This is a genomic window from uncultured Cedecea sp., from assembly GCF_947498825.1.
In the GTDB taxonomy this organism is placed as follows: Bacteria; Pseudomonadota; Gammaproteobacteria; order Enterobacterales; family Enterobacteriaceae; genus JGM124.
The window spans coordinates 16,484-40,181 of the sequence record NZ_CANMLV010000014.1 but is presented as its reverse complement, the minus strand read 5'-3'; the positions used below and the strand labels follow the sequence as shown (position 1 = coordinate 40,181).

26 protein-coding genes and 2 pseudogenes are annotated in these 23,698 nt (G+C 49.3%); 9 read left to right on the top strand and 19 right to left on the bottom strand.

What is annotated here, in order from left to right; translation table 11 throughout:
* Window positions 1-37: 37 nt before the first annotated feature.
* Complete coding sequence (locus Q1A40_RS14835; RefSeq protein ID WP_300001357.1) at window positions 38-751, top strand: DUF2884 domain-containing protein; 714 nt, start codon at window positions 38-40, stop codon at window positions 749-751.
* Window positions 752-844: 93 nt separating this feature from the next.
* Here Q1A40_RS14835 and Q1A40_RS14830 read toward each other — a convergent pair whose 3' ends face one another.
* Together Q1A40_RS14830 and Q1A40_RS14825 are read right to left on the bottom strand one after the other, a co-directional pair.
* Window positions 845-2,167: a 6-phospho-alpha-glucosidase gene (locus Q1A40_RS14830; RefSeq protein ID WP_300001355.1), complete on the bottom strand. Its 1,323-nt coding sequence runs from the start codon at window positions 2,165-2,167 to the stop codon at window positions 845-847.
* Window positions 2,164-3,786, bottom strand: coding sequence for an alpha-glucoside-specific PTS transporter subunit IIBC (locus Q1A40_RS14825; RefSeq protein WP_300001353.1), 1,623 nt, complete (start codon window positions 3,784-3,786; stop codon window positions 2,164-2,166). Before Q1A40_RS14825 ends, Q1A40_RS14830 begins: the two co-directional genes overlap by 4 nt.
* 266 nt (window positions 3,787-4,052) lie before the next feature.
* On the opposite strand from Q1A40_RS14825, the gene Q1A40_RS14820 reads away from it, so the two are divergent.
* Both Q1A40_RS14820 and Q1A40_RS14815 read left to right on the top strand, forming a co-directional pair.
* Window positions 4,053-4,781, top strand: coding sequence for a GntR family transcriptional regulator (locus Q1A40_RS14820; RefSeq protein WP_300001498.1), 729 nt, complete (start codon window positions 4,053-4,055; stop codon window positions 4,779-4,781).
* Between the two features lie 26 nt (window positions 4,782-4,807).
* Window positions 4,808-4,882 (top strand): annotated as a pseudogene (locus tag Q1A40_RS14815) (type II toxin-antitoxin system ParD family antitoxin); the annotation flags it as partial.
* Window positions 4,883-5,035: 153 nt separating this feature from the next.
* Here the strand turns inward: Q1A40_RS14815 and hemW are convergent.
* The 5 genes from hemW to Q1A40_RS14790 are packed head-to-tail and all read right to left on the bottom strand — an operon-like array spanning window position 5,036 to window position 8,338.
* Complete coding sequence (gene hemW, locus Q1A40_RS14810; protein WP_300001352.1) at window positions 5,036-6,172, bottom strand: radical SAM family heme chaperone HemW; 1,137 nt, start codon at window positions 6,170-6,172, stop codon at window positions 5,036-5,038.
* Window positions 6,165-6,758, bottom strand: a complete 594-nt coding sequence (locus tag Q1A40_RS14805; protein WP_300001351.1) for an XTP/dITP diphosphatase — start codon at window positions 6,756-6,758, stop codon at window positions 6,165-6,167. The genes hemW and Q1A40_RS14805 overlap by 8 nt, the downstream gene beginning before the upstream one ends.
* Before the next feature lie 6 nt (window positions 6,759-6,764).
* Window positions 6,765-7,058 carry a DUF167 family protein YggU gene (gene yggU, locus Q1A40_RS14800; RefSeq protein WP_300001349.1) on the bottom strand — a complete coding sequence of 98 codons (294 nt, stop codon included), beginning with the start codon at window positions 7,056-7,058 and terminating at the stop codon, window positions 6,765-6,767.
* On the bottom strand, window positions 7,055-7,609 hold the full coding sequence (locus Q1A40_RS14795; RefSeq protein ID WP_300001348.1) for a YggT family protein: 555 nt from the start codon (window positions 7,607-7,609) through the stop codon (window positions 7,055-7,057). The genes yggU and Q1A40_RS14795 overlap by 4 nt, the downstream gene beginning before the upstream one ends.
* A gap of 24 nt (window positions 7,610-7,633) precedes the next feature.
* Window positions 7,634-8,338, bottom strand: a complete 705-nt coding sequence (locus Q1A40_RS14790; RefSeq protein WP_300001496.1) for a YggS family pyridoxal phosphate-dependent enzyme — start codon at window positions 8,336-8,338, stop codon at window positions 7,634-7,636.
* A gap of 15 nt (window positions 8,339-8,353) precedes the next feature.
* Here Q1A40_RS14790 and Q1A40_RS14785 point away from each other — a divergent pair, with 15 nt between their 5' ends.
* Window positions 8,354-9,373, top strand: coding sequence for a type IV pilus twitching motility protein PilT (locus tag Q1A40_RS14785; RefSeq protein ID WP_300001347.1), 1,020 nt, complete (start codon window positions 8,354-8,356; stop codon window positions 9,371-9,373).
* A 191-nt stretch (window positions 9,374-9,564) separates the two neighbouring features.
* Window positions 9,565-9,906 carry a DUF1622 domain-containing protein gene (locus tag Q1A40_RS14780; RefSeq protein WP_300001345.1) on the top strand — a complete coding sequence of 114 codons (342 nt, stop codon included), beginning with the start codon at window positions 9,565-9,567 and terminating at the stop codon, window positions 9,904-9,906.
* A 56-nt stretch (window positions 9,907-9,962) separates the two neighbouring features.
* Here the strand turns inward: Q1A40_RS14780 and ruvX are convergent, their stop codons facing one another.
* The 12 genes and pseudogenes from ruvX to Q1A40_RS14720 form a co-directional block, all read right to left on the bottom strand.
* A complete protein-coding gene (ruvX, locus tag Q1A40_RS14775; RefSeq protein ID WP_300001343.1) occupies window positions 9,963-10,382 on the bottom strand; it encodes a Holliday junction resolvase RuvX in 420 nt (139 codons plus the stop codon).
* Window positions 10,382-10,945, bottom strand: a complete 564-nt coding sequence (locus tag Q1A40_RS14770; RefSeq protein WP_300001341.1) for a YqgE/AlgH family protein — start codon at window positions 10,943-10,945, stop codon at window positions 10,382-10,384. Before Q1A40_RS14770 ends, ruvX begins: the two co-directional genes overlap by 1 nt.
* 156 nt (window positions 10,946-11,101) lie before the next feature.
* Entirely contained in the window at window positions 11,102-12,049 is a 948-nt protein-coding gene (gene gshB / locus Q1A40_RS14765; RefSeq protein WP_300001339.1) for a glutathione synthase, read from the bottom strand.
* A gap of 12 nt (window positions 12,050-12,061) precedes the next feature.
* Window positions 12,062-12,793: a 16S rRNA (uracil(1498)-N(3))-methyltransferase gene (gene rsmE / locus Q1A40_RS14760; RefSeq protein WP_300001337.1), complete on the bottom strand. Its 732-nt coding sequence runs from the start codon at window positions 12,791-12,793 to the stop codon at window positions 12,062-12,064.
* Window positions 12,794-13,017: 224 nt separating this feature from the next.
* Window positions 13,018-13,725, bottom strand: a complete 708-nt coding sequence (gene endA, locus Q1A40_RS14755) for a deoxyribonuclease I (protein ID WP_300001335.1) — start codon at window positions 13,723-13,725, stop codon at window positions 13,018-13,020.
* 98 nt (window positions 13,726-13,823) lie between these two features.
* Window positions 13,824-14,321 (bottom strand): SprT family zinc-dependent metalloprotease, encoded by a 498-nt coding sequence (locus Q1A40_RS14750; RefSeq protein WP_300001334.1) that lies wholly within the window; start codon window positions 14,319-14,321, stop codon window positions 13,824-13,826.
* Between the two features lie 100 nt (window positions 14,322-14,421).
* Complete coding sequence (locus Q1A40_RS14745) at window positions 14,422-14,883, bottom strand: tellurium resistance protein TerW (protein ID WP_300001333.1); 462 nt, start codon at window positions 14,881-14,883, stop codon at window positions 14,422-14,424.
* Between the two features lie 162 nt (window positions 14,884-15,045).
* Complete coding sequence (locus Q1A40_RS14740) at window positions 15,046-15,993, bottom strand: HpcH/HpaI aldolase/citrate lyase family protein (RefSeq protein ID WP_300001332.1); 948 nt, start codon at window positions 15,991-15,993, stop codon at window positions 15,046-15,048.
* A pseudogene (locus tag Q1A40_RS14735) lies at window positions 15,993-17,071 on the bottom strand (cysteine protease StiP family protein). Before Q1A40_RS14735 ends, Q1A40_RS14740 begins: the two are co-directional and overlap by 1 nt.
* A 1-nt stretch (window position 17,072) precedes the next feature.
* A complete protein-coding gene (locus tag Q1A40_RS14730) occupies window positions 17,073-17,846 on the bottom strand; it encodes a hypothetical protein (protein ID WP_300001331.1) in 774 nt (257 codons plus the stop codon).
* Window positions 17,839-18,975: a phosphoribosyltransferase domain-containing protein gene (locus Q1A40_RS14725; protein ID WP_300001330.1), complete on the bottom strand. Its 1,137-nt coding sequence runs from the start codon at window positions 18,973-18,975 to the stop codon at window positions 17,839-17,841. Before Q1A40_RS14725 ends, Q1A40_RS14730 begins: the two co-directional genes overlap by 8 nt.
* 2 nt (window positions 18,976-18,977) lie before the next feature.
* Window positions 18,978-20,048, bottom strand: coding sequence for an ATP-grasp domain-containing protein (locus Q1A40_RS14720; protein ID WP_300001328.1), 1,071 nt, complete (start codon window positions 20,046-20,048; stop codon window positions 18,978-18,980).
* Between the two features lie 317 nt (window positions 20,049-20,365).
* Here Q1A40_RS14720 and Q1A40_RS14715 point away from each other — a divergent pair, with 317 nt between their 5' ends.
* The 4 genes from Q1A40_RS14715 to Q1A40_RS14700 are packed head-to-tail and all read left to right on the top strand — an operon-like array spanning window position 20,366 to window position 23,668.
* On the top strand, window positions 20,366-20,953 hold the full coding sequence (locus Q1A40_RS14715) for a TerD family protein (protein WP_300001327.1): 588 nt from the start codon (window positions 20,366-20,368) through the stop codon (window positions 20,951-20,953).
* Window positions 20,953-22,116: a TerD family protein gene (locus Q1A40_RS14710; RefSeq protein ID WP_300001326.1), complete on the top strand. Its 1,164-nt coding sequence runs from the start codon at window positions 20,953-20,955 to the stop codon at window positions 22,114-22,116. The genes Q1A40_RS14715 and Q1A40_RS14710 overlap by 1 nt, the downstream gene beginning before the upstream one ends.
* Window positions 22,117-22,140: 24 nt before the next feature.
* The gene (locus Q1A40_RS14705; protein WP_300001324.1) at window positions 22,141-22,596 is read left to right on the top strand and encodes a tellurite resistance TerB family protein; all 456 of its coding nucleotides are present in this window, start codon (window positions 22,141-22,143) and stop codon (window positions 22,594-22,596) included.
* A gap of 28 nt (window positions 22,597-22,624) precedes the next feature.
* Window positions 22,625-23,668, top strand: a complete 1,044-nt coding sequence (locus Q1A40_RS14700) for a TerC/Alx family metal homeostasis membrane protein (protein WP_300001322.1) — start codon at window positions 22,625-22,627, stop codon at window positions 23,666-23,668.
* Window positions 23,669-23,698: the final 30 nt, after the last annotated feature.

The following is a 23,698-nucleotide window of genomic DNA, read 5'->3' as shown; positions in this document are numbered from 1 at the left end:
TCAGGCTCAGGGTAATACTTCATATTCAGGAGGTGCTATGTTTCGTCAGGCTCTTTTAGGCGCATTGCTGGTAACAGCCGCCTCGGCTCAGGCCAATTATCAGTGTCGTGTTAACCCACAAGATGATGTTGTTATCACGCCACAGTCGGTTCAGGTCGTGGGGAAAAATGGCGATCTGGTGATTGCCCCTAATGGTAACGTGCAATTTAACGGTGTGGCGAAATCGCTGAATACAACCCAGCGTCAGCAGGCGGTTAATTACCAGCAAGCGCTGCGTACTGATTTACCCTGGATTGATAACGGTGCGCGTCAGCGAGTTGATCAAGGTCGCATTGCTCTGGACCGTATTATTGCCAAAGAAGTGGGTGAGAACAGTAACATGCGTGGGCGTTTGACTAAGCTTGATAGTCAGCTTAAAGAGCAAATGAACCGTATTATTGAGCATCGCCCGGATGGTCTGACGTTTCATTACCAGGCTATTGAGCAGGTTCGCAGCCAGGGGCAGCAGCTAGTCAATCAGGCGATGGGCGCTATCGTGCAGGACAGTATTAATGAGATGGGCGCGAAAGCGGTCATGGGCGGCGGTAATCCACTGCAAAACGTACTGGGTAACCTGGGCGGTTTGCAAACGGCTGTGCAGTCTGAATGGAAGAGCCAGGAAGCCGACTTCCAGAAGTTCGGTCGTGATGTCTGTAATAAAGTGGTTTCTCTCGAAGAGCAGCGTAAGGCTTTGGTCAGCACGTTAAATTAATATCTTCACCCTGAACAGACAGCACTTCCGGCATAGAGTATTCAGCGGCAATTAAATATACTGACAGGCATCCAGGGATGCCTGCCGGTAAGACTAGTGCAGTTCCGGCCAGAACTCTTTATTGGCTTCTATCAAGTCGTCAAGAATGGCTTTAGCAACGGATGCGCTTGGTACTGTTTTCGACAGCGTAATCGCTTGCCACAGCTTGTGGTAAGAGCGATGTTCCCAGGCGTCCACCACCAATTTCTCTACCGCTACTTGTTGACTCATCATCCCTTTCTGGAAGTTAGGAATATCGCCAACTGTCAATGGCTCCGGTCCGTTGTGGCCGACCAGGCAGGGGATTTCCACCATGGCATCGGCATCGAAGTTATGAATCGCCCCCTTGTTTGGCACAATTAGCAGCATGCGTTCTTGGGTATTAAAGGCAATGGCCGCCGCCAAATCGACAATATAAGAAGCATGTTCATCAATTTCCAGACTGCCAGCGGAAGAGTGGCCAGCCTCAATGATTGCCCTGCAGGCGTTAAAGACATTTTTCTCCCGGTGATCCATCACCTCGTTCGCCCGGGTACGTTCCGGGTTGGAATGCGCGACCACATAGTCAGGGAAAAGATAGTACTTAAGATAAGTATTTGGCATCGTATCTGGATCCAGCGCCTGCACATCTTTCGCTTTGGCGAAAGTGTCGTTCCAACTCGTCTCCGTATGTGGGTCGTTTGATGGCGGAACGTAGCCATGTTTTGCTACATATTCGCGTAGCTGAGGCATTAAATCATTACCTTGAAGATCTTCAATTGAAGTCCACCAACCGAAATGGTTCAACCCGTAGTAGCGCACACGCATCTGCTTACGATCCTTCAGGCCAACAATTTGTGCCATCCGGCCTTCGATACCGATCGGCATATCGCAAATGTTGAGGATTTTTGCGTTCGGGCGCAGACGACTGGTTGCTTCCGCGACAATCGCTGCCGGGTTAGAGTAGTTCAACATCCAGGCATTTGGTGAATATTTCTCCATATAATCTACCAGTTCCAGCACCCCGCCAATAGAGCGCATACCGTAAGCAATGCCGCCTGGACCGCAGGTTTCCTGGCCCAGAACGCCGTGACGCAGCGGTATTTTTTCGTCTTTTTCCCGCATAGGATATTTACCCACTCGGATGTGTGCCATCACGAAATCAACGTCGGTAAAGGCTGCCTTTGGATCGGTGGTGTAGCTAAATTCAATCTCTGGTGCCTGTTCTTTAAGGATAACTTTACATGCTTCGGCAATGGTCTCCTGACGCGACCCATCGTTGTCGTAAAACTTCAGCATCCGTAGCGGAAACCGATCTTGGTTCGCTAATAACATCAGAACAATGCCTGGGGTAAATGTACTGCCACCGCCTGCGATAACAACTGAGAATTTTTTCATGATACTGCCTCCGTCATGGTGGTTTGTTCGGTCTGTTGAGGTTCTTTCATCAGGGCTTCTAACTGATCGCGGACTTGGGGAACATGCAGGCCGACAATGACCTGAATCCCCTTGCCACGGCGCACAACTCCGTGCGCTCCTAAGGCTTTGAACACGTCATCGCTTTCCGTCTTCGCCATGTCAACCAGCGCGATGCGTAGTCGAGTGGCGCAGTTATTAATGCTCTCGATATTGTTTGCGCCGCCCAGTGCCTGCAGGAAACCTGCAGCCTGGCTCTGTTTGCTATCCATTGCTGCTGTCAGGCTCGTTTTGCCACGGGCGGCCTGATAATCAGCTTTGCTGTAGAGTTTTATTTCACTCTCCTCGCGGCCTGGCGTTTTCAATTTCAGACGCAGGATCAGCGCGCGGAAAATGACGAAGTAGAGTCCGGTGAAGCATGCGCCAACGCCTATCTGGATAAACATCATCGCTTTGTGGTTGTGGAACATCGGGATCCAGTTTTGCGGTAGAAATTGGTCAAGCAGACCGCCGCCAAAGTTGCCCACGACGCCAAAGATATACATCACCGTCGCCATGGTGGCCGCCAGAACCGCATGAACGGCAAACAGCAGCGGTGAGATAAAGAGAAAGGTGAATTCCAGCGGTTCGGTTATCCCCACCAGAACGGCTGTTAAGGTGGCGGGGATCAACAGTCCGGCGACTTTAACGCGGTTTTCCGGGGCAGCGGTAAAGTAGAGGGCTAGCGCAATACCCACTGAACCAAAAACTTTTGAGTTGCCGTGCAACGCAAACCCGCCTTCCGGGAATAACGTTTTCAGCGCTTCAGTACTCTGGCTGAACTCCTGTAAATGTTGTGCCCAATAGACCTGAATACCGCTTTCCACTACCGCCGGGCCGAAGATAAACGGACCATAGACAAAGTGATGTAAACCGGTGGGGATCAAGATTCGTTCGAGGAAGATATAGACCCAGACGCCCAGTGCGCCAGCGGATCGTAAAAAGGCCTGTAGCGATTCAATACCCAACTGTACTTTTGGCCAGCCGAGTAGGGTCAGCCAGGCACAGGGGATCATCGCCAGGAAAGCGACAATCACCACAAATGAGGAACCTTGGAAAATACCCAAAAATACCGGGAGCGGTTTATCGAAGTAGCGGTTGTGCAGGGCGGTCACCAGTCCGGAAATCACTATCGCCCCGATAATGCTGGTATCAAGTGTTTTAATCCCGGCTATCATCGCCAGACCACTGCCTGCGGTCGGTTCAACGGAAAAGTCGACGCCGAAAAAATGCCCCCAGGTCATTCCCATGGCGTTGATTAAATAGTTCCAGGTAAGGAAGCTAACCAGTACTGCCAGACAAGCTCTGCCTTGAGCCTGTTTCGCCAGGCCTATGGGCAGACCGACAGCGAATATTAGCGGCATATTGCGGAATACGGTCCAGCCGCCCTCTTCAATAATATGAACAATCTGAGCAAATAAACTGTCTTGCGCTGTTAGTGCTTCGCCGACGAACATGGGATTGCGTAGCATGATGGCAATACCCACCACAATTCCGGCGAAAGGGAAGAGTAAAACTGGGGTAAACATGGCGCCGCCAAAGCGTTGTATTTGACTGAGCATTTGAAAATCCTCATGTAACAACTTGTAGGGTGAGAGGCCTTATTCATGCGCGGCAGACTGAACGTACCGCACTGAATTATTTTGGATAACTATTTGTACTGGCCTGATACGAGAATAGGCATTTGCCCTTACGGCAACATGCATCACGCTTGCGATACGTGATCGCTTTCATGGTTTTAATTACGCCGATGTTGTCTAATTTTTAATATAAAATTAGACATGTTGAAGAGGGTGTCCCTCTCAGCACTATGAATAGAGGTCTAATGGTGATCTATAAATCTATCGCTGACAGGTTACGCCTGCGGCTCAATTCCTCCGATTTTGATATCGGCAGCCCGCTTCCGGGAGAAAAAAAACTGGCGGAGGAGTTTGGTGTCGCCCGCATGACGATCCGTAAAGCAATCGATTTACTGGTGACCTGGGGATTAGTTGTGCGTCGTCACGGTTCCGGTACCTATGTTGCCCGCAAAGATTTACATCACGAAACGACAAATCTAACCGGGTTTGTCGAAGTATTGCGTAAGCAAGGTAAGGACGTCGTCAGTCATGTATTGCTTTTCGAAGTGATGCCAGCACCACCGGCGATTGCCAGTCTGCTGCGGATAAAAATTGATGAGCGGATCTATTTCTCGCGTCGTGTGCGATGTGTTGATGGCAAGCCGCTGATGCTGGAAGACAGCTATATGCCTGTGAAGCTGTTTCGCAACCTGTCGTTGGTGCATCTGGAGGGATCAAAGTTCGATTATATTGAAAAGGAGTGCGGGATAATCATCAGTGGTAACTATGAAACGCTGACCCCCATTCTGGCGGACAAGCAACTGGCACAGTCGTTGAACGTACCGGAACAGACGCCATTGCTGAGAATTACCTCTCTTTCCTACAGCAACAGCGGAGAGTTTCTTAACTATTCTGTCATGTTTCGTAATGCCAGTGAGTATCAGGTTGACTATCATTTGCGGCGCAGCCACGTGGAAAATCCGTTGGACGCTCAATAATCGTAGTGATAACTCTGCCGAATAAAATGGCTGTTCAGGTAAAAGAGCGGGTATCCAGTGGTGAGTACGCCTCAGAGAGCGAAGCTATCCGTGAAGAGCTGCATGAACGAAGCGCTAAAAGCGGATCCGGAACGCAAGGTTAGCAGAAGAACAGCTTAATTGAACAATATAAGACATTGGTCAGCTGAAAAGTCGGGATTCAGGGCGTGTGGGATAAAAAACGGTGGATTGGCCGGGCCAGTCCACCATGATGATTATTCGGCCAGAAACAGTTCAAGAAGCGAATTCAAAAACAGTTTACCTTTTTCGGTTATCTGCCAGTGGGTTACGCTTTCTGTCAGGTAACCTCGTTCTAAGGCTTCGGTTAACTGCGGTCGAATTACTTGCTCATCTAACCCGGTATAACGGGTAAATTCATTCCGGGGCGCAGCTTCCAGCAAGCGAAAACGGTTCATAAAGAATTCAAACGGCTTCTCTTTATGCTCCACGTCGTGCTGACGATGCAGATATTCGCCTGTCATATAGCCGCGAGGATGGCGTGTTTTCTCGGTACGCAGAATGCGACCATCCGGGAAGGTAATTTTACCGTGTGCGCCGCAGCCGATACCTAAGTAATCGCCGAAGCGCCAGTAGTTCAGGTTATGCTGACATTGATAGCCCGGCTTGGCATAGGCTGAGGTTTCATACTGCTGATAGCCTGCGGCAGTCAGTAGTTTGTCCCCCTGTTCAAAAATATCCCATAAAGCGTCATCATCCGGCAGTACTGGCGGACGTGAACCAAACATAGTGTTAGGTTCAATCGTTAGCTGATACCAGGATAAATGGGGAGGATTCAAGGCGATTGCCTGGCGCAAATCGTCCAGGGCCTCTTCCAGTGTCTGGTCCGGTAAGCCATGCATTAAATCAAGATTGAAGCTCCGTAATCCCAGACCTGCAGCCAGATTTGCCGCCCGCTTTGCTTCGCCGGAGTCGTGGATGCGCCCTAAGCGTTTAAGCTTAGATTCACTGAAGCTTTGTACTCCAATAGAGATACGATTGATCCCCGCTTTCTGGTAACCGACAAAACGGTCAGCTTCAACGGTTCCCGGGTTCGCTTCCATGGTAATTTCTGCATCAGCGGCCAGTACCAGACGTTCACGGACGCCATCGAGCAGGGTTTGCATCGCTTCACTGGATAACAGGCTTGGCGTACCGCCGCCGATAAAGATAGTGTTAATCTCACGTCCTTGTGCCAGGGGGACATCGAGAGTCAGGTCACTCAATAAGTGGCTGACATAATCATCGTGCGGTACTTCGCCTTTCAAGGCGTGGGAATTGAAGTCACAGTAGGGGCACTTTTGTACGCACCACGGAATATGAATATACAGGCTCAGAGGTGGCAAATTAGCCATTACGCATGGCTTCCAGTAAGAGTTTCAGAGCTTGTCCACGGTGGGAAATGGCGCTTTTTTCTTCGCGCGTGAACTGTGAAGCTGTTTTACCTTCGCCGGGAACATAGAAAATAGGATCGTAACCAAAACCACCTTCACCGGCCGGTGTGTGGGTAATCATACCTTCCCAGCTACCGTGGAAAACTAATGGCGTTGGATCTTCGGCATGGCGCATATAGACCAGGACACAGTGGAACTGTGCCTGACGTTCGGCATCGGGTACATCTTTCAGCGCAACCAGTAATTTTTCCAGGTTTTGTCTGTCTGTTGCCTCTTCCCCGGCATAACGGGCAGAGTAGATGCCAGGCGCACCGCCAAGAGCATTGACGGCCAGACCAGAATCATCAGCAATAGCCGGTAAGCCGGTAATTTGTGCTGCGTGGCGCGCTTTAAGAATGGCATTTTCAATAAATGTCAGGCCTGTTTCTTCGGCTGAAATGACTCCCAGCTCTGTTTGTGCGACGACATCCAGGCCAAAATCGGCCAGCAAACTTGCCAGTTCACGCACTTTACCGGCGTTGCCGGTCGCTAAAACAACTTTTTTCATAGTGGACTACTCTGTGATTATTGCCGCGACGTCTGTCGGGATCTGTTGCGGGTCGATAATTTTAATCTGCTTATGGCGGCTGGTTTCACCTTTCACCAGTACCACCTGATTTTTGGTAACCCGAAACTGTTTGGCTAAAAATTTGATAAGGTGACTGTTGGCTTTACCATCAACGGGCGGGGCGGTGATGGCGACTTTTAACTCATCGCCATGTAACCCTACCAGACTATCCCGATGGGCTTTCGGTTGAATATACAACCGTAATAACAGCCCATCAGGGGTCTTGCTAACTGGACTCACAGCAAATACCAAAGCCCCGGAAAGAGATCCATTCCCAGATAGTTCAGCGCATAGAGGATCAGAATAACAATCATCGCTGAAAAATCGATCCCGCCCATGGCCGGTAAAATACGACGGATCGGCGCCATCATTGGTTCGGTCATCTGAATTAAAACATACTCCATAGGACTGCGCCCCTGGCTTATCCAGCTCATCAAAGAACGCGCGATAATCACCCAGAACACCATGATTCCTGAGGACTTCAGTAATGACAGCAGACCAATCAGCAGATACATTGGGTCGAGTGATAAAGCCCCTGCTTGAATCAGCAGCAGGAGCGGATACTTCAGAGTGGTCAGAATAAAGGCCACCAGTAATGAGGAAGTATCAATCGGACCCAGCGAAGGAATAATTTTACGCAATGGGCCAATAACAGGCTGCGTAATTTTAACGACAAATTGTGCGAATGGATTATAAAAATCACAGCGTGACCACTGCATCCAGATGCGGATCAACAGCACCATTACGTACAACTCAATTAGGGTTTTGACCAGAAAAGTCAACGTTAGCATGGTGTTCCTTAATAATGATAAAAATTAACGGGTAGAATAATCTCGAGCGCCAAAAATGGCGGTTCCAATGCGCACCATTGTTGATCCTGCGGCGATAGCCGCTTCCATGTCATCACTCATGCCCAAGGATAAGGTATCAACGGTTGGGTAACGATGTTTAAGTGTTTCATAAGCCCCTGCCATTTTGCGGCAAACGGCAAGCTGGCATTCATAGTCAGGTTCTGGCGCGGGTATAGCCATCAGTCCTCTGAGTTTCAATCCTGGTAGTTGAGCTATTTCAGCCGCAAGGGTATCCAGTTGATCCAACATAATACCTGATTTACTTTGTTCATCACTGATATTGACCTGAATCAGGACGTTCAGTGGCGGTAAATTAGCCGGGCGCTGCTCGTTTAAACGCGTGGCGATACGCAGCCTGTCAATGGTATGGCACCAGTCAAAATGTTCTGCAACAAGGCGGCTCTTATTCGACTGCAAGGGACCGATAAAGTGCCATTCCAGCCCGGTGATACCTTGCTCTGTAAAGTGATGAATTTTATCCACCCCTTCCTGGACATAGTTTTCACCAAAACATGTCTGTCCTGCATCAATCGCTTCTGAGATGGCATGCACAGGTTTGGTCTTGCTTACCGCAAGTAAGGTAATGTCTTCGGGGGCCCGCCCGCAACGCGCTGAAGCTGCTGCGATTTTCTGATGAATCTGTGCCAGGTTGTACGCTATTTCAGTCATGATGTTGAGAGTGATATGGATATCGAAGAAATTGTGTCCCATAGTGTAAAGCATAATGCTTCCGATCTACACCTGTGTCCGCGACAACCGATGCGCTGGCGAAGACAGGGAAAGCTGGACGTTTTCCCGGAAACCGCACCACTCCCCGCAGAACTTATTGAGAAATGGTTTACTGAAGCACAAAAAGAGCAACTGATACAGGAGGGGCAGGTTGATTTTGCCCGGACGATGGCGAGCGGTATCCGATTACGCGGGCAGGCATTTTGTCAGCAACAGGGTTACGCCTTGGCTCTGCGTTTATTACCGAAGCACTGCCCAACCCTCGACTCACTGGCAATGCCTGCGGCAGTACTGCCATTATTACAGCATTCTGATGGTTTAATTTTAATCAGTGGGGCGACCGGAAGCGGTAAGTCCACTTCTCTGGCGGCGATGGTTAATCAGTTAAATCGGCAGCGGGAAGGGCATATTCTATTGCTGGAAGAGCCGGTTGAATATCTGCATCAATCTGAGCGAAGTCTGATTCAGCAACGCGATGTCTCTCGAGACTGCGGCAGTTTTGCCAGTGGATTAAAGGCTGCCCTTCGCCAGGATCCTGATGTGATTGTGCTGGGTGAGTTAAGGGACTGCGATACTCTTCGTCTGGCGCTGACGGCGGCAGAAACCGGCCATCTAGTACTGGCAACGCTTCACGCTCGTGATGCGGTACAGACCATCGACAGAATAGTGAATATTTTTCCTGCCACGGAAAAAGAGTGGGTTCGCTACCAGTTAGCAGGCAGCTTACGGGGGATTCTGGCGCAACAACTATTGGCGACTCGGGAGGGAGGACGGGTCGCTTTATATGAACTGCTGCTGAATACTGCCGCAGTCAGCCATATTATCCGCGAAGGGAAAACGTGCCAGCTCCCGGGCTTCTTACAAACCGGGCAGAGAGTAGGAATGCAGAGTTTTGAACAGAGCCGGGCTTTATTGCGGGAAGCGGGAATGTTTACGCTATCAGCCGGAGAAGATAATATCACTGAGACAGTTTAATCTGGTTATGCTATATCCGATACCGATATTCGTCAGCTTAGAGCCTATGCCATTAGGCTATTTTATTTGCTATTTTGGTGCAGTGCTCAAAATCCTCACGTGCTGTATGTACGTTCCGGTTTTTCCGCGTACTTCTGCCCCAAACTGGCTGCGACAATGTATGCCTGATAGGCTCTTATTAAGGTTATTTGATGCCTGATTTACACTTTTTACGTGAGTTATTAGTTTCCTGCGTGGGTTATCTTCAGCTTTTGCTGGAGATAATTTCTGTTATTTGTGTCGTTATCGGGCTGGCGAAAACGCTGGTTGTGATACTGAAGGTAAAAGAGGGGCGTGCGGCGCGTTACTGTCTGGGTAACTGGCTGGCAACTGCACTCGAATTTCAGTTAGCTGCTGATATCCTGGTGACCACGGTAGATCCGGATTTAGACAGTCTGATCAAGCTCGGTATTATTGCCGTGATCCGAACCTTCTTAAACTATTTCTTGAGCAAAGAACTGGAACATAATCCAGAAGAAAAGAAGGCGGCCTGACAGAACGCTAAGTGCCTCTGACTTTATCAGCCAGAGGCCTGTTCGGAAGGAACATATCAAGGATGATGCTCAAACCAGCTTTCAAGAATAACCACCGCAGAGGCTGAGTCGATACTGCCTTTATTAAGCGCCCGAAAACCACCTTGTTCAAATAACCCGGCTCTGGCTTCAACAGTGCTCAACCGTTCATCTTGTAGTGAGACTTTTACTCCAAAACGCCCATGCAGGCGATTCGCGAATTTACGCGCACGGGCGGTGAGAGGTTGTTCTGTACCGTCCATATTCAGCGGCAGTCCCACGATTATCTCTTCCGGCTGCCACTCTTTCAGAAGCTTTTCGATCAGATCCCAGTCTGGCGTTCCGTCCTGGGCTTTAAATGCCGTAAGCGGGCGGGCGGTACCTGTAATACGCTGGCCGATGGCAACGCCAATACTTTTCGTGCCAAAATCAAAGGCCATTAAGGTTCCGCTGCTCATTAAGCGTGCCCCGCTTCAACAGAGATATTATGAATATTCACGCCGACAAGGCGGGCGGCTTCGCGCCAGCGTTCAGAGATAGGGGTACGGAACAGAATATCTGTACTGGCAGGTACTGTCAGCCAGGAGTTATCCAGAATCTCCTGCTCAAGCTGGCCTTTTTCCCATGAAGAATAACCGAGCGCGACCAGCACATTTTCTGGCTGTTTAGCGGTCCCCAGCGTTTCCAGAACGTCACGGGAAGTCGTGATAACCACATCGTCGGAAATACGGATGCTGGAACTGAATTCATCGGGTGGGGAATGCAGAATAAATCCGCGATCCTCTGCCAGCGGGCCGCCAACAAATACCGGTTTATCAAGACGAATGCTCGGGTCTACAGGATCAGGCTCAATGTTTAACTTTTCAAGAATGCCGCTAATCTGAAGGTTTTCCAGCGGTTTGTTGATAATTATCCCCATTGCACCATCTTCGTTATATTCACAGATATAGACGACAGATCGTTTAAATAAGGGATCCTGAAGCGCCGGCATGGCAATAAGGAAATGATGCTGTAGATTCATTGTCAGTGCGTATTATCCCGGTTAAAAAAACGGCAGTAAGTGGATGGTTGCTGTACAGTTTATCACTATTAAACAGAATCGGGCTACCCGGGAGCTTGTCCGGGATGCCCGATTCGGGAAGAGAGGGACTGCAAGGCAGGTAAAGAGACCTGTCTGTTATTTTGCCAGTCTCTTTTCGATGGCATCAAATAGCATACCGGTAATCGATACCGGGAATTCAGCTTCAATCTCACGGATACAGGTTGGGCTGGTGACGTTTATCTCGGTCAACCGGTCGCCGATAATATCCAGACCGACAAAAATCAGCCCCCTGGCCTTAAGCTCCGGACCGACACGGCGAGCAATTTCCCAGTCACTTTCCGTTAATGGACGCGGTTCACCGCGACCGCCTGCTGCCAGGTTACCGCGCGTCTCCCCCCCTTGCGGAATACGCGCCAGGCAGTAAGGCACGGGTTCGCCATCAACCACTAATACGCGCTTATCACCGTCTTTGATAGCCGGGATATAGTTTTGCGCCATGCAGTAACGTGTACCGAGTTCGGTTAAGGTTTCGGCAATGACCCCCAAGTTAGGATCGCTTTCTTTTACACGGAAGATTGAAGCTCCGCCCATTCCGTCCAGTGGCTTGAGAATAATATCGCCATGTTTCTGCCAGAAGTCTTTCAGTTGAGCTTTGTTACGGGTTACCAGTGTTTTTGGCGTTAAGTCGGAGAACCAGGCAGTGAACAGCTTTTCATTACAGTCACGCAGGCTGCGCGGCTTATTGACGATCAGCGTACCTTTCTCTTCTGCACGCTCAAGAATATAAGTGGCGTAGATAAATTCAGTATCAAAAGGAGGATCTTTACGCATCAGAATAACATTCAGGTCGGCAAGTTCAATATCCTGCTCGCTACCGAAAGTGTACCAGTTATCGTAATTCTGCTCGACGCTGAGTAAGCGCGTGCGGGCCCGTGCTTCGCCATTATTCAGATAGAGATCGGCCATTTCCATATAGTGCAGTTCATAGCCGCGCTGTTGAGCTTGCAGTAGCATAGCGAAGCTTGAATCTTTCTTAATATTAATCTGTGCGATGGGATCCATCACGATGCCGAGCTTAATCATGGTTATTCTCCTTTAGCCCAGATCGCCAAAACGCACTTGCAGTGCGGTAATAGCGGTGAGCGCAGTAGTCTCAGTACGCAGAACACGAGGTCCTAACAGAATATCAGTAAATTGGTGCTCAGCGGTCATGGCGATTTCGTCAGCAGAGAGTCCGCCTTCCGGGCCAATGAGCAAACGAACACGTTCCACGGGCTGTGGCAGCGTATTAATACTGGCTTTGGCACGTGGGTGTAGATTGAGCTTGAGCCCTGATTCCTGTTCAGCACACCAGGCTTCCAGGTTCATCACCGGGCGTATCTCAGGAACCCGATTACGCCCGCATTGTTCACAGGCTGCAATGGCTATTTTTTGCCATTGCCCGAGCTTTTTACTCAGGCGTTCAGCATCCAGTTTGACGCCACACCGCTCTGAATAGAGCGGTGTAATGACATTGACACCCAGTTCGACGGCTTTTTGGATGGTAAACTCCATCTTTTCACCGCGCGACATAACCTGCCCAAGATGCAACCAAAGAGGTGACTCGCGATCATCTTCATTCCCGCTCAGGATTTCTACCTGAACACTTTTTTTATCGGCCTGTTTAATAACCGCTTCGAATACCTGGTTGCTGCCGTCAAACAGTTGCAACGCCTGGCCTGCTTGCATACGCAGAACACGACCAACATGGTTGGCGGCATCTTCGTCGAGGGCAGTGACCTGACCAACAGTCAATAAGGCAGAATGATGAATGCGGGGTATACGCATGAAATTTTTTCCGGTTAATAAGAGCCTGTCCCATCAGGCTATTTTATTTGTCATTTTGGCCCCGGGCAGTACTCAAAACCCTCACGTACTTCATGTACGCTCCGATTCTTCCGCGCTGTCCGCGTTCAAACTGACTGCAATAATATACGCCTGATGGAACAGGCTCTAAGACGACGGGGAACACATCACCGCGGCAACATAAAAGTCATTGCCGCTAGTGTAGGTTAGCTGTTTCGCGCCTGGCAAGCCCGTAGCACATAAGGGTTATTATTCCCCTGAACTTTAGCAATACGTTTATCACGCTCGCACTCCCAATCGGTTACCGGATAGAGCTTATCCCATGCCTGAAATAGTTGAGTTTGCTGACGCGAAAGAGGGAGTTTATATTGGTCACGCATATAAAAATAGGTGCGTGCAATAGCGCCACGTGCACGAACTGGCGGTTCTGCAAGCTTGTTTTTAAAATCAATTTTCATGGCGCACTGACCGTACTGACTTTCTCCGCCATTCCATTGACCAAACATAAAGTTACTGCGATCGGCATTGACCTCACCGACAGCAGGTTGCAGGTTATGCATATCACTTTCGACCCGGCGATACCCAGGATCTTTAGCGCAGTTCTTTCGCCCACCGTCCTGCCAGCATTGTAGCTGATGACCAAACTGCCAGGCAGGCATCACGTGCTCCCACTCAATACGCGTAGCCCGAATTTCATTTTTACGCACTTTATAACCACAGGATCTCAGGTCCGGGATCCCCTTTTTACCCTGCCAGTCTATCTTGCAGCCACAATAAAAATCACCGGGTGCATCCGCATTCACTTTTACTCCAGCCGTCTTAGCCTGAGAAAAGTTATTGATAGTATTAGCGAAAGCACTGAGCGAGGAGAGCAAAATAATACTGATAACGGCGAAAGATAATTTTTTAGACATTTATAGGGCCTTTACAGAAAGATGCAGAAACCCTACCTGATGATTTATCCAGTTTCAATCGGTGATTCGGTCAGAGTGTCAGGAAATAATGGGTGTGATTAGACCGGTTTGAGTTGCTGGCCACAACGGCTACAGCGGTACTGCGCTTCACCGCGTAGTACGCGATTATGACGACGAACCGTTAGCTGGTGCTGCTGACAGGGACAGGAATAGGGAAAGGTGTTTGAACGGACGGACTGTACGGCAAATTGGTGAGTGCGACGGGCGGGTACACCGAGTACCACTTCCATCATCCATTTCCACTCCTTGCCATGGGGAGGGACGCGGCCAAAGTGTTTCCACACCAGGATATGCGCCAGTTCATGGGGAACCACTTCGTCGATAAAGGGTTGCTGGTTTTCCAGTAATAAAATGGGGTTGAGCCGTATTTCATTTTTTTCAAGCCATGCGGTACCGGCCGCAGTGCCACGTTGCTGATAAAACACGTTGGGTAGCGGATATTCGCGTTGCAAAAATGTGTTTGCTTGCATGAGTTTCTCACGCAGACAGAACATAACAGCTTGCTGGATGGCAATAGGGATACGCGGGGCTTTCATAGATGGTGAGAATAATCGTAGATAATCGCGGGAGCAAGTCTCTCTGCAACAACGTGTTTATTTTAAGCTGCCATTGACTATCGCGCTGTGGTGATTTGCTTCAACGACGATGTAATGTTGCTGCAAGCTGAGCAATCGAGCTGTCGACCAGGAGTTCGACAATATCGCTGCGCGTAGTGTCAGTCTGCATCGCGAGCTGATCGATTTTACGTAATACCGACATGCGCAGTGACAGTGATACCGCCTTTTTCTTTTCCTTATCCAGTGAAACTTTGCTGACGATTTCATCAGGTTTAGTTTCCACTATTGAACTCAGAGCATTATGCATTTGGCGGAGCTTTTTTTTATCAAGCTGCCCGGACTTAACCAGTTGATAGGAGTGTGTGGCTTTGCTGTAGCGGATCTCGGCTGAGTAAGTTTCTCGTAACTCTTTTAGCGCACGCGTCAGGGTTGGTTCGGAACACCCCAGTTGAGTGATAATTCTTTGGGCTTCTACCGGCGTCCCCGGACCTAGCAGCATTGCCAGCCGGAAAATGCGTGCTTGTCGTGTGCTGAGTTGCATAATGAGTGAGTGCCTGCCGTTGTTAGAAAATCGTCCAATAGCGCTGATTTTTTCGAGTTATCGTTATCGAGAGTCGCACCGATAAAACGACCGGGTATTTTATCAGTTAAAACCTCAACGTTAGTTAAACCAGTAACAATAATCAGAGTCTGCTGAACGATTTCAGTAGGGGGTCACTCTCCGTATATTTTCCGTCCCATTTTCCTGGGCGATACCATAAACTTGGGCCTGCTCAAGCACTCTTGCAGCCCAGCGTCGATGAGTCGCAGGCTCACACATTGCCCCTTGTGATTTAAAGACGGCCTGGCTGGAGTTCAGGATCCGCAGGGCATCTTCATGATCGGCTGCAGTCACCATCAGGGCACGCTCAATTTTTGCTATCTGATTGGGATGAATGGCAGTTTTTCCCACCAGTCCGTGGGCCATATCAAGTGCAAGTTCACGTTCCATTACATGATGGTCATCAATATGCTCACATACCGGAGAGGTCAGTGCAAAGTCCCGGGAGCCAAAAACGGCGACCAACATTTTAATCACATAGCCCATCGGGCTGTCATAGAGTGTGAAATCGCGCGGGCGACGCTGAGAAATAACATTCATCAAATCATTGCCGCCGATACGCAGGGCAATGATTCGCGGATGGCAGGGATGTTCGACCAGAATCGTCGCGAGCTTGCGCATCTGTATCACATCAAAAACGTCTTCTGTTTCCAGCGTCGGCATCATACACAAGTGTGAATCCTTCATGATCTCCCACCATACGGGGAGAGAGGAGAAGGTGAATTTAGGCAAAACCAGCCCGTCAATCGGGGATAAATCCAGAGTACTCACTAAATATTGTCCCATGCCAACATGGCGAGGACGAATAAAGACCAGCGGCCATTCAGCACCGTATCCTTCTACCTTAGCCGCGCTTAATACTGTCAGAACCTGCTTTAAATTAGCCATCGCTGCGGGAACATCTTGCTCACTGACCGCATCTTCAAGGCAAATCACAATCGAGCGCAGCCCGGCAATATCATTATTCAGTATACTTCTGGCAATATCAGCACGCGTTGCAGGCATATAGAGTGTGGCACCCAGCCGGTAAGGTGAGAGTCTCTTAGTCATCAGTGCACCTTTTTGATAATGGTGATAGCACGGTATTGCCCGAGGCTGTCACCGACCTCAGTGATGGTGATATTTTTTTCACGCGCGAGATAAACCAGCAGAGCAACGTCAGGATCATTCACGGAACGGACAAGCACATGTTCGGGTATACGGCGTAAAACGGCACGCGTAGCTTCTGCGATACCGGGTTTAATCCGGTTAATATTGGAAATACGGTACTGGGTAGACAGATGACTAATAACCTGTTCACTCAGGGTTTTCAGTTGTTGATTATGCGTAGCTGACGTCCACTGGCTGGCAGGAATTGTCTGCTTTTCAAGTGACCGTTGGCAGTCAGCAATTCTGTCGACGAGCTGACGACTGCATTCAAATTGGCGAAGATGCTCGCACTGTACGCAGCCATGCAACCCTTCAGAAGACCAGACAGAACGGGAGATAAGCCCCGAGACGGGCGCTCCCATAATACCGAAAGGGATTAGCCAGTCATCATGGCTGGCAGTGAGCCAAGAGACACCACAGGGATCCGCCAAAACGACCAGGCGTGGGCTGGTTGGGTATCCTGATCGTGAGGCCAGCGATCGGTGTAGTTCACGGGTAATCGCCCCTTTACCGGTCCAGCCATCGACAAATACCACACCTTCTGTACCATGACGGTTTTCAATCCACTCCATTGCGGTGCAATCAATCCCTCGGTCGCGAATAATGCTTACGCCATAATGGTGTGACTCATGGCCCATTGCGCGCAGAGTTTGATGCAGCATGACGCCAAGAGGGACACCGGCACGAACCAGGCTGACGAGAATAATCGGTGTTTTAGCGAACTGCTCTGCCAGCGCCTTTGCCAGCCGACTTCTTTTGCCAGACGAACAGCCCCTTTATCCAGCGCCCGGGAAAAGAGGTCCAGATGCCAGCGGGTGGGCTCTGGCTCCTGGCTTAGCATCTCAGAATAATGTTTGGTACCTGACTGAATAAGCTGTTCTTTTTGCGCTACCGGCGTCATTTCAATTTCAATCGGCTTGAGCAGGAAATGGATATCTTCGGGCAGATAAGAGCCTGAAAAGGGGATGAAGGATGACATATTATCCCTCCCCAAAAACATGACGGTTAATATGCTCGGCAAACTGGCTCTGACGAGGCAGACCAAACCAGTGGCACAGCTTCATAAAGCGATGATCGCTAAGACTGTCACCCAAACCAATTACTGGAAAAACACCGCGCTCGGCACGAAGCTTCTCCAGTAAATATTGTGTTGCCAGACCTTTTTCTACCGGCACCGGCAGCCAGGCAATATTGTTGCTGTTTTTATGTATATAAAAACCGGCGGTGGGAAACATCGTCTCTATTTCCTCGTTAAAGGCATAAAGTTCGGCCAGCTTTGTACTGTCGGTATGCTTCATCACCAGGTAGACGGGCGTATCGCCATACTCATAATTGATCCTTGCCCAACCCTGGATGCCTTTTTCAGCCATCATTGACGTAATATAACGCTGCAGAGTTAGTAGAGGCTCCCGATAGGCAGACAGCGTTGCCTGCATATGTCTTTTCCACTTTTCATCGGGTTGACCTTCTGGTGTCAGGATCACCGCTCCGTGAGTCGTAACCGCCCATGATCGAAACGGAATTGTCACTCGTGCTATCTCGTCGGTCCCCCTGGCGGTGACGGGAATAAAGTCCGCATACTCAAGCAGCCAGTCCACCAGCATTGACTGTTCTTGCGTCATAAAACTGCGGGGATTCAGGGAAGGATCCAGGGCTCCCGTCCGGTAGGGTTCAAGCGCTAACTCATTGACCATTTTTCGGCGGGTCTGAAATAAAGTGTCATCAAGATCGGAAAAAACCACGGGCTTATTCATAAGCGATAACCTCAACAATGGGAGCCACGGTGCTCAAGGCATCAAGCAAAACAGGGCAGACGCTCTCAGGCGGGGTTTCGATACACAGCAAGATCCGGTCGAATCGTTGGTGGGCGACGTTATAGACAAAGTTAGGAATGCCCAGCCCGTAATTATCAGCAAAGGATATTCCTGATTCGATAGCAAAACCTGTAGATATAGGGGAGCGGGTCGTGCTACTGAACCTGACTTCGGCTCCTTCAGCTTCCAGGCGCTCTGCCAGTAAAAAAGGTTCCCAGACAAATTCCCCTGTACCCAGAACTAAGATTTTTTCCTTTGGTTCGACGGTCATTCCCGGGCCGAGATCGTTGGCAGGTTTTGCCATCCCCAGGCGTCCCCAGCTTTGTTTTCCACTAATCGGCACGCTGCCCTTGGCTGTAACATTGACATCAGGCATGACGGGAACCGGAGCACCGGTTTTCTTTTCCCATTGCCAGCCGCCCTTGACCAGAGATACTGATGTAACAGGCAGTGGGCATTGTTCGCTAAGGGCGCTCCCACTCCAGTCGGTGAGTGTTACGGTAACGACGTGCTCTATTGCCGACAGACCTGCTCTGGTGCGTAATGCTGCCAGCAGGTTGATAAAGGTTTTACCGGTAGTCGCCTCATCATCAATCAGTACTACTGAGCGTGCATTATGGGCACAGGCCCGAAGAACGGAGCAAGCCGGGTGATAGAGTAGATGGTCGGTTGCATGGGAATGATCTTCTTTAAATTCACACATCAATTCACCGTCAACTGGATGGCGAGTTGAGGTCAGATAGACCGTTTCGTTAAAGCGCTTTGCTGCTTCATGGTAAACGCCCGCTCCCAGTCCGACCGCGGTTTCAGCCATCCCGATAAACAGTATCGGCTCAGGGAGAGTGGCCGGGATCTGTCGCGCTAGCTGTTGATAAGCGGATCGCATTATTTGCGGGGAGACCGGGATATGTTTTCCCAGTACTTTGCTGACAAACAGAAAACTGCGTTTAGGATTGCGGCGTTCGGCAATATCAAACAGGAACTCTAACGGCAGAATGCCCTCCGTCGAGGTCACCGTCAGGGTTCCGCCAGACAGTTCTTTACGATAAAGAGTCGATTGATTGTGCATGATCAAAGGCTCTCGTTGCTGACGGAAAGATTATCCAGAACGGTCGGATACAAGATGACATCCGTCATTGACCGCACCACGGCAGGCGTGAAATTTTCTGTTGCCAGCAATTTGGCTTCAGCTTCACTGCATAGCCCGAGCTGACGCAGGGCAAACAGGGCCGGCAAGTTTACCCCGCTGTGGAGGGTATAACCGATACCTCCTGAAGGCCGCATATTAATTTCCAGCAGCACCGGTTCGCCATTCTCGTTATTACGGGTTTGTACATTGACCAGACCGTCAGCCTGCATTACTTGAGCGCAGTGTTTACCCAGCTCAAAAGCAGGACCTGACTGTTCCAGGTATTGCATGGGGCCTTCTTTGCGGCGGGCGACGGCGGCAATAACTTGGCCTTGTTCCAGAAGCATATCAACGGAATACTCCGGGCCCGGCAACCAGGGCATCAGCACCAGTGGTTTAAAATCGTCTTGTTGAACAAGCGCATGCAAATACAGTTCAGGATGGACCTTCCGGCTATCAGGATGAGTAAAGGCCGACATCGGGGTTGCTTTGTCGTCAAAACGCCAGAACCCCATGCCGTAGATCCCCGTCACCGGTTTGACGCAAAGAGCCTGTTTATTCTCTGCTGATGCTAGTCTCTCACGAAGTGCATTGGCACTTTCAATTCGCTCAGAGGGAACAACTGGCAGGCCACAGCTCTCCATCTTCCGGGCAAATTCGACTTTGTCATCAGCAAGCTTAAGTGTGGCCAGGCTGCTTGCACCTGTCGTCAGAGAAACACCCAAGGCTTCAATTTGTTGGCGATGCGCTTCAAACCACAGGCTATTACGGCCGCAATGGAGAGCCTTAACGCCATACTTTTTTACGGTATGAGCAATGAAATCCAGCCGGTATTTCTCGTCGACGGGTTCAATCAACGCAATATCAGCCTGAGAAAGTATTTCATTGCGGTGGTGGCGATGAGAGGCAATTACCCTAATGGCTTGATGAGTCTTTTTAAAAAAAGCCTGAATGCCTGAAATGATATCGCGCTGCGACGATAAACCTTCCATAAACCAGATTGTGTTACTCATCGCTTTATTTTTCCCGGAATAAGAGGGGGAGCATTGAGAGCTGAGTCTATGAAGAGGATTTCTCTATGTCAATCATAATATGATCTAAAATGTTTCGTGTTAACTGCTGGGTAAATATGGGTAAGTTTCAACTGAATTTCGTCATTTTAAGTAAATGCTTAATATTTAATTCGTTTAAAATCATGTTGTTATGATTTATCTGTTAAAGGCCGAGAAAAATGCTCTTGTGGTGAAACTTCATCATGATATGATTTTTTAAAAGAGAGTTTTTTGATTTAAGAAAAGAACGCTTTAACCTACACCTGAAGGAATAAATAATGGTTTCATTAAGTAAAAACCAAACAGTTTCACTCAGCAAAGAGACGTCATCGTTAAATCAGCTGCAATTCGGTTTAGGTTGGGATCCTTTGAAAAAGAAAAAAGGTTTCTTCGGTGGACTTCTCGGTGGGGGGAGTGACTCCATTGATTTAGATGCCGGATGCGTTCTGTTAGATGCCACGGGTAAAACACTCGATACCATCTGGTTTCGCAAGCTGAAATCAAGCTGTGGCTCCGTTGTTCATCTGGGGGACAACCTGACAGGTGAAGGGGATGGTGATGATGAAGTTATCACGGTTGATTTGACGCGTTTACCAGCCCAAGTTGAGTACCTTGCTTTCACAGTGAATAGCTTCCGTGGTCAAACCTTTAATGAAGTTGACAACGCGTTTTGCCGCGTGGTGGATCAGTCCCGTAAAGAGCTGGCTCGCTACAAACTGACCGAACAGGGTTCGCACACCGGAATTATTATTGCTTCTTTAGCTCGTAAGGGTGGAAGCTGGGACTTTACTGCTCATGGTAAAGCGTCTAGTGGCCGAACCATTGATGACATGCATGCTGATATTGTTGCTACGGTGGTGCGGTAATGACGATGACGCCAGGGGGCAATGCTCCCGTTCCTTCACAGATACTGACGGTACGTGTTCTCTCTGGTGTCTCAGTTGATGCCTCTTCGTTCCGTCTTTACGCGTCAGGTAAGGTACAGGGTGACCCGGACATGGTGTTTTACGGGCAACCTGTCAACGATGACGGTACTGTAAAACTCTCCGGTGCAGGTACGGATACCGCCTTTTTGGTCGATATCAATCGCCTGCGGCCTGAAGTGCAAAAACTGGCTTTCACTGCGACCTGTGAGGGGAATACCACGCTCTCAGGTTTGAACCATCTTTCTATTCAGATTGAGCTTAACGACACCGTTTTGCTGTCCGGTAATGTCAATGTCGCGGGGCGTCAGGAAGCTGCGCTGATCCTGGGAGAACTGTATCGCCGTAACACTGAATGGAAGTTTCGTTTTGTAGCCCAAGGTTTTAATGGGGGATTGCAGCCATTAGCAGAACATTTCGGGGTCGATATTTCTGAACCTGCCAGTGTACCGCCTCCGGCTCCTGTCAGTGCCCCACAACCGGCACCGACAAAAATCAGCTTAAGCAAAGTTTCACTGACCAAAGAAAAGCCAACGATAAGCCTGGCGAAGAAGGACAATTTTGGTGAGATAAAAATTAATCTTAACTGGAATCAAGCCCGCACAGAATCAGGTGGCATGTTCGGAGGGATGTTCGGCAAATCCAAAGGCATTGATCTGGATTTAGGGGCGTTTGTTGAACTTCAGGATGGCTCTAAAGGAGTGATTCAAGCGCTTGGTGGTACTTTCGGGCGTTTAAATTCAGAGCCTTTTGTTGAGCTACAGGGCGACGATCGTACCGGGCAGGCGACTGAAGGAGAGTGGCTGCATATCAATGGCCGTGAATGGAAAAACATCCGTCAGGTGCTGATTTTTGCCTTTATTTATGAAGGCGTCGCAAGCTGGGATAAAACCGATGGTGTTGTCACGTTGCATATTCCTGAGCAGCCGCCGATAGAAACACGTTTAACCGAAGGGTCGAACCGCCACAACATGTGCGCAATAGCGCGCCTGGTAAATGAAAATGGCACGATCAAAGTGGAACGTATCAACCAATTTTTCAGTGGCCATAAAGATATGGACAATGCGCTAGGCTGGGGTTTCCGCTGGTCAGCGGGTTCAAAATAAATTGAATATTTCGAGGATAAGACAATGAGTTTCTTCAATAAAGTAAAAGATGCTTTGAGCGCAGGTCGTGATGAACTAACCAAACAGGTCGGGCGATTTAAACATAAGAAATTTATGCAGGGAACAGTAGCTGTTTGTGCCCGTATTGCCGTGACCAGTGATGGCGTCGGCGCCGAAGAAAAGCAAAAGATGATTGGCTTCCTCAAGGCTTCTCCTGAACTGAAAGTCTTCGACACCAAAGAGGTTATCGACTTCTTCAATGAGCTGGTTGATAGCTTCAGTTTCGATTATGAAATCGGTAAAGGGGAAACGATGAAATATATTCTGGCCTTGAAAGATCAGCCAGAAGCCGCGCAACTTGCGGTACGTGTGGGTATTGCGGTTGCGAAAAGTGATGGTGATTTTGACCAGTCAGAGCAAACGGCTGTCATTGAGATTGCTCAGGCTCTGGGCTTTACTCCGGCTGAATTCGGCCTTTAATTTTTACACTTTGGTTTAAGGTCTCATTATGGTTTCTACACATATTGGTTTCCCGGCAGAAACAGTCATTGTTTTTGTTGTACTGGCTGTTGGAGCCATCTGTATCGACTTATTCATGCACCGCCATGACAAGCCGATTTCTTTAAAAAGCGCATCGCTCTGGACCGTGTTCTGGATTGTTATCGCGATGGCTTTTGCGGGGTTCCTCTATGTTCATCACGGTGCCGAAGTTGCCAGCCTGTTTATTACCGGCTATGCGCTGGAGAAGGTTCTCTCGGTAGATAACCTGTTTGTGATTATGGCTATCTTCTCGTGGTTCGCTGTGCCGAATAACCTGCGCCACCGCGTACTCTACTGGGGGGTGATTGGCGCAATCGTCTTCCGCGGCGTTTTTGTTGCCATAGGGACCAGTCTGCTGGCATTAGGGCCTTGGGTTGAAATTGTCTTTGCGCTAATCGTTCTGTGGACTGCAGTAATGATGCTGAAAAGCGGTGACGATAACGATGAGATCGAAGATTACTCTCAGCATATCGCCTATCGCATGGTGAAACGCTTCTTCCCTATCTGGCCGAAGCTGAAAGGTCACGCTTTCCTTATCAGCCAGAAAGAAGTGGATGCCGAGCTGGCAAAACCTGAGAACAAAGACGTCAAAATCGGTCGTGTCGGCAAAGGGACAATGTATGCAACCCCTCTGATGCTCTGTCTGGCGGTGGTTGAACTGTCTGATGTGATGTTTGCTTTTGACTCCGTTCCGGCCGTTATCGCGGTGAGTCGTGAACCGCTGATTGTCTACAGTGCCATGATGTTCGCCATTCTGGGTTTGCGTACCATGTACTTTGTTCTCGAAGCACTTAAGCAATATCTGGTGCACCTTGAAAAAGCCGTTATTGCGTTGCTGTTCTTTATCGGTCTGAAACTGGGTCTGAATGCAACCGACCATTTGTGGCATCACGGTTACAGTATTTCAGCCAATACGAGTCTTTTTGTTGTCCTGGGGGTACTGGCTATAGGTATTATTGCCAGCGTGTTGCTCCCCGGAAAAGCTGATGCTCAGCAAGGCAAAGAGGGTTAATTTCCCGGGGGCTTTACTTCGATAATTAAT

Coding starts and splice junctions, on each gene's coding strand:
- Q1A40_RS14835 (WP_300001357.1), top strand. CDS start 38: ATGTTTCGTCAGGCTCTTTTAGGCGCATTGCTGGTAACAGCCGCCTCG.
- Q1A40_RS14830 (WP_300001355.1), bottom strand. CDS start 2,167: ATGAAAAAATTCTCAGTTGTTATCGCAGGCGGTGGCAGTACATTTACC.
- Q1A40_RS14825 (WP_300001353.1), bottom strand. CDS start 3,786: ATGCTCAGTCAAATACAACGCTTTGGCGGCGCCATGTTTACCCCAGTT.
- hemW (WP_300001352.1), bottom strand. CDS start 6,172: ATGGCTAATTTGCCACCTCTGAGCCTGTATATTCATATTCCGTGGTGC.
- Q1A40_RS14805 (WP_300001351.1), bottom strand. CDS start 6,758: ATGAAAAAAGTTGTTTTAGCGACCGGCAACGCCGGTAAAGTGCGTGAA.
- Q1A40_RS14795 (WP_300001348.1), bottom strand. CDS start 7,609: ATGCTAACGTTGACTTTTCTGGTCAAAACCCTAATTGAGTTGTACGTA.
- Q1A40_RS14790 (WP_300001496.1), bottom strand. CDS start 8,338: ATGACTGAAATAGCGTACAACCTGGCACAGATTCATCAGAAAATCGCA.
- Q1A40_RS14785 (WP_300001347.1), top strand. CDS start 8,354: ATGGATATCGAAGAAATTGTGTCCCATAGTGTAAAGCATAATGCTTCC.
- Q1A40_RS14780 (WP_300001345.1), top strand. CDS start 9,565: ATGCCTGATTTACACTTTTTACGTGAGTTATTAGTTTCCTGCGTGGGT.
- ruvX (WP_300001343.1), bottom strand. CDS start 10,382: ATGAGCAGCGGAACCTTAATGGCCTTTGATTTTGGCACGAAAAGTATT.
- Q1A40_RS14770 (WP_300001341.1), bottom strand. CDS start 10,945: ATGAATCTACAGCATCATTTCCTTATTGCCATGCCGGCGCTTCAGGAT.
- gshB (WP_300001339.1), bottom strand. CDS start 12,049: ATGATTAAGCTCGGCATCGTGATGGATCCCATCGCACAGATTAATATT.
- rsmE (WP_300001337.1), bottom strand. CDS start 12,793: ATGCGTATACCCCGCATTCATCATTCTGCCTTATTGACTGTTGGTCAG.
- endA (WP_300001335.1), bottom strand. CDS start 13,725: ATGTCTAAAAAATTATCTTTCGCCGTTATCAGTATTATTTTGCTCTCC.
- Q1A40_RS14750 (WP_300001334.1), bottom strand. CDS start 14,321: ATGAAAGCCCCGCGTATCCCTATTGCCATCCAGCAAGCTGTTATGTTC.
- Q1A40_RS14745 (WP_300001333.1), bottom strand. CDS start 14,883: ATGCAACTCAGCACACGACAAGCACGCATTTTCCGGCTGGCAATGCTG.
- Q1A40_RS14740 (WP_300001332.1), bottom strand. CDS start 15,993: ATGACTAAGAGACTCTCACCTTACCGGCTGGGTGCCACACTCTATATG.
- Q1A40_RS14730 (WP_300001331.1), bottom strand. CDS start 17,846: ATGAATAAGCCCGTGGTTTTTTCCGATCTTGATGACACTTTATTTCAG.
- Q1A40_RS14725 (WP_300001330.1), bottom strand. CDS start 18,975: ATGCACAATCAATCGACTCTTTATCGTAAAGAACTGTCTGGCGGAACC.
- Q1A40_RS14720 (WP_300001328.1), bottom strand. CDS start 20,048: ATGAGTAACACAATCTGGTTTATGGAAGGTTTATCGTCGCAGCGCGAT.
- Q1A40_RS14715 (WP_300001327.1), top strand. CDS start 20,366: ATGGTTTCATTAAGTAAAAACCAAACAGTTTCACTCAGCAAAGAGACG.
- Q1A40_RS14710 (WP_300001326.1), top strand. CDS start 20,953: ATGACGATGACGCCAGGGGGCAATGCTCCCGTTCCTTCACAGATACTG.
- Q1A40_RS14705 (WP_300001324.1), top strand. CDS start 22,141: ATGAGTTTCTTCAATAAAGTAAAAGATGCTTTGAGCGCAGGTCGTGAT.
- Q1A40_RS14700 (WP_300001322.1), top strand. CDS start 22,625: ATGGTTTCTACACATATTGGTTTCCCGGCAGAAACAGTCATTGTTTTT.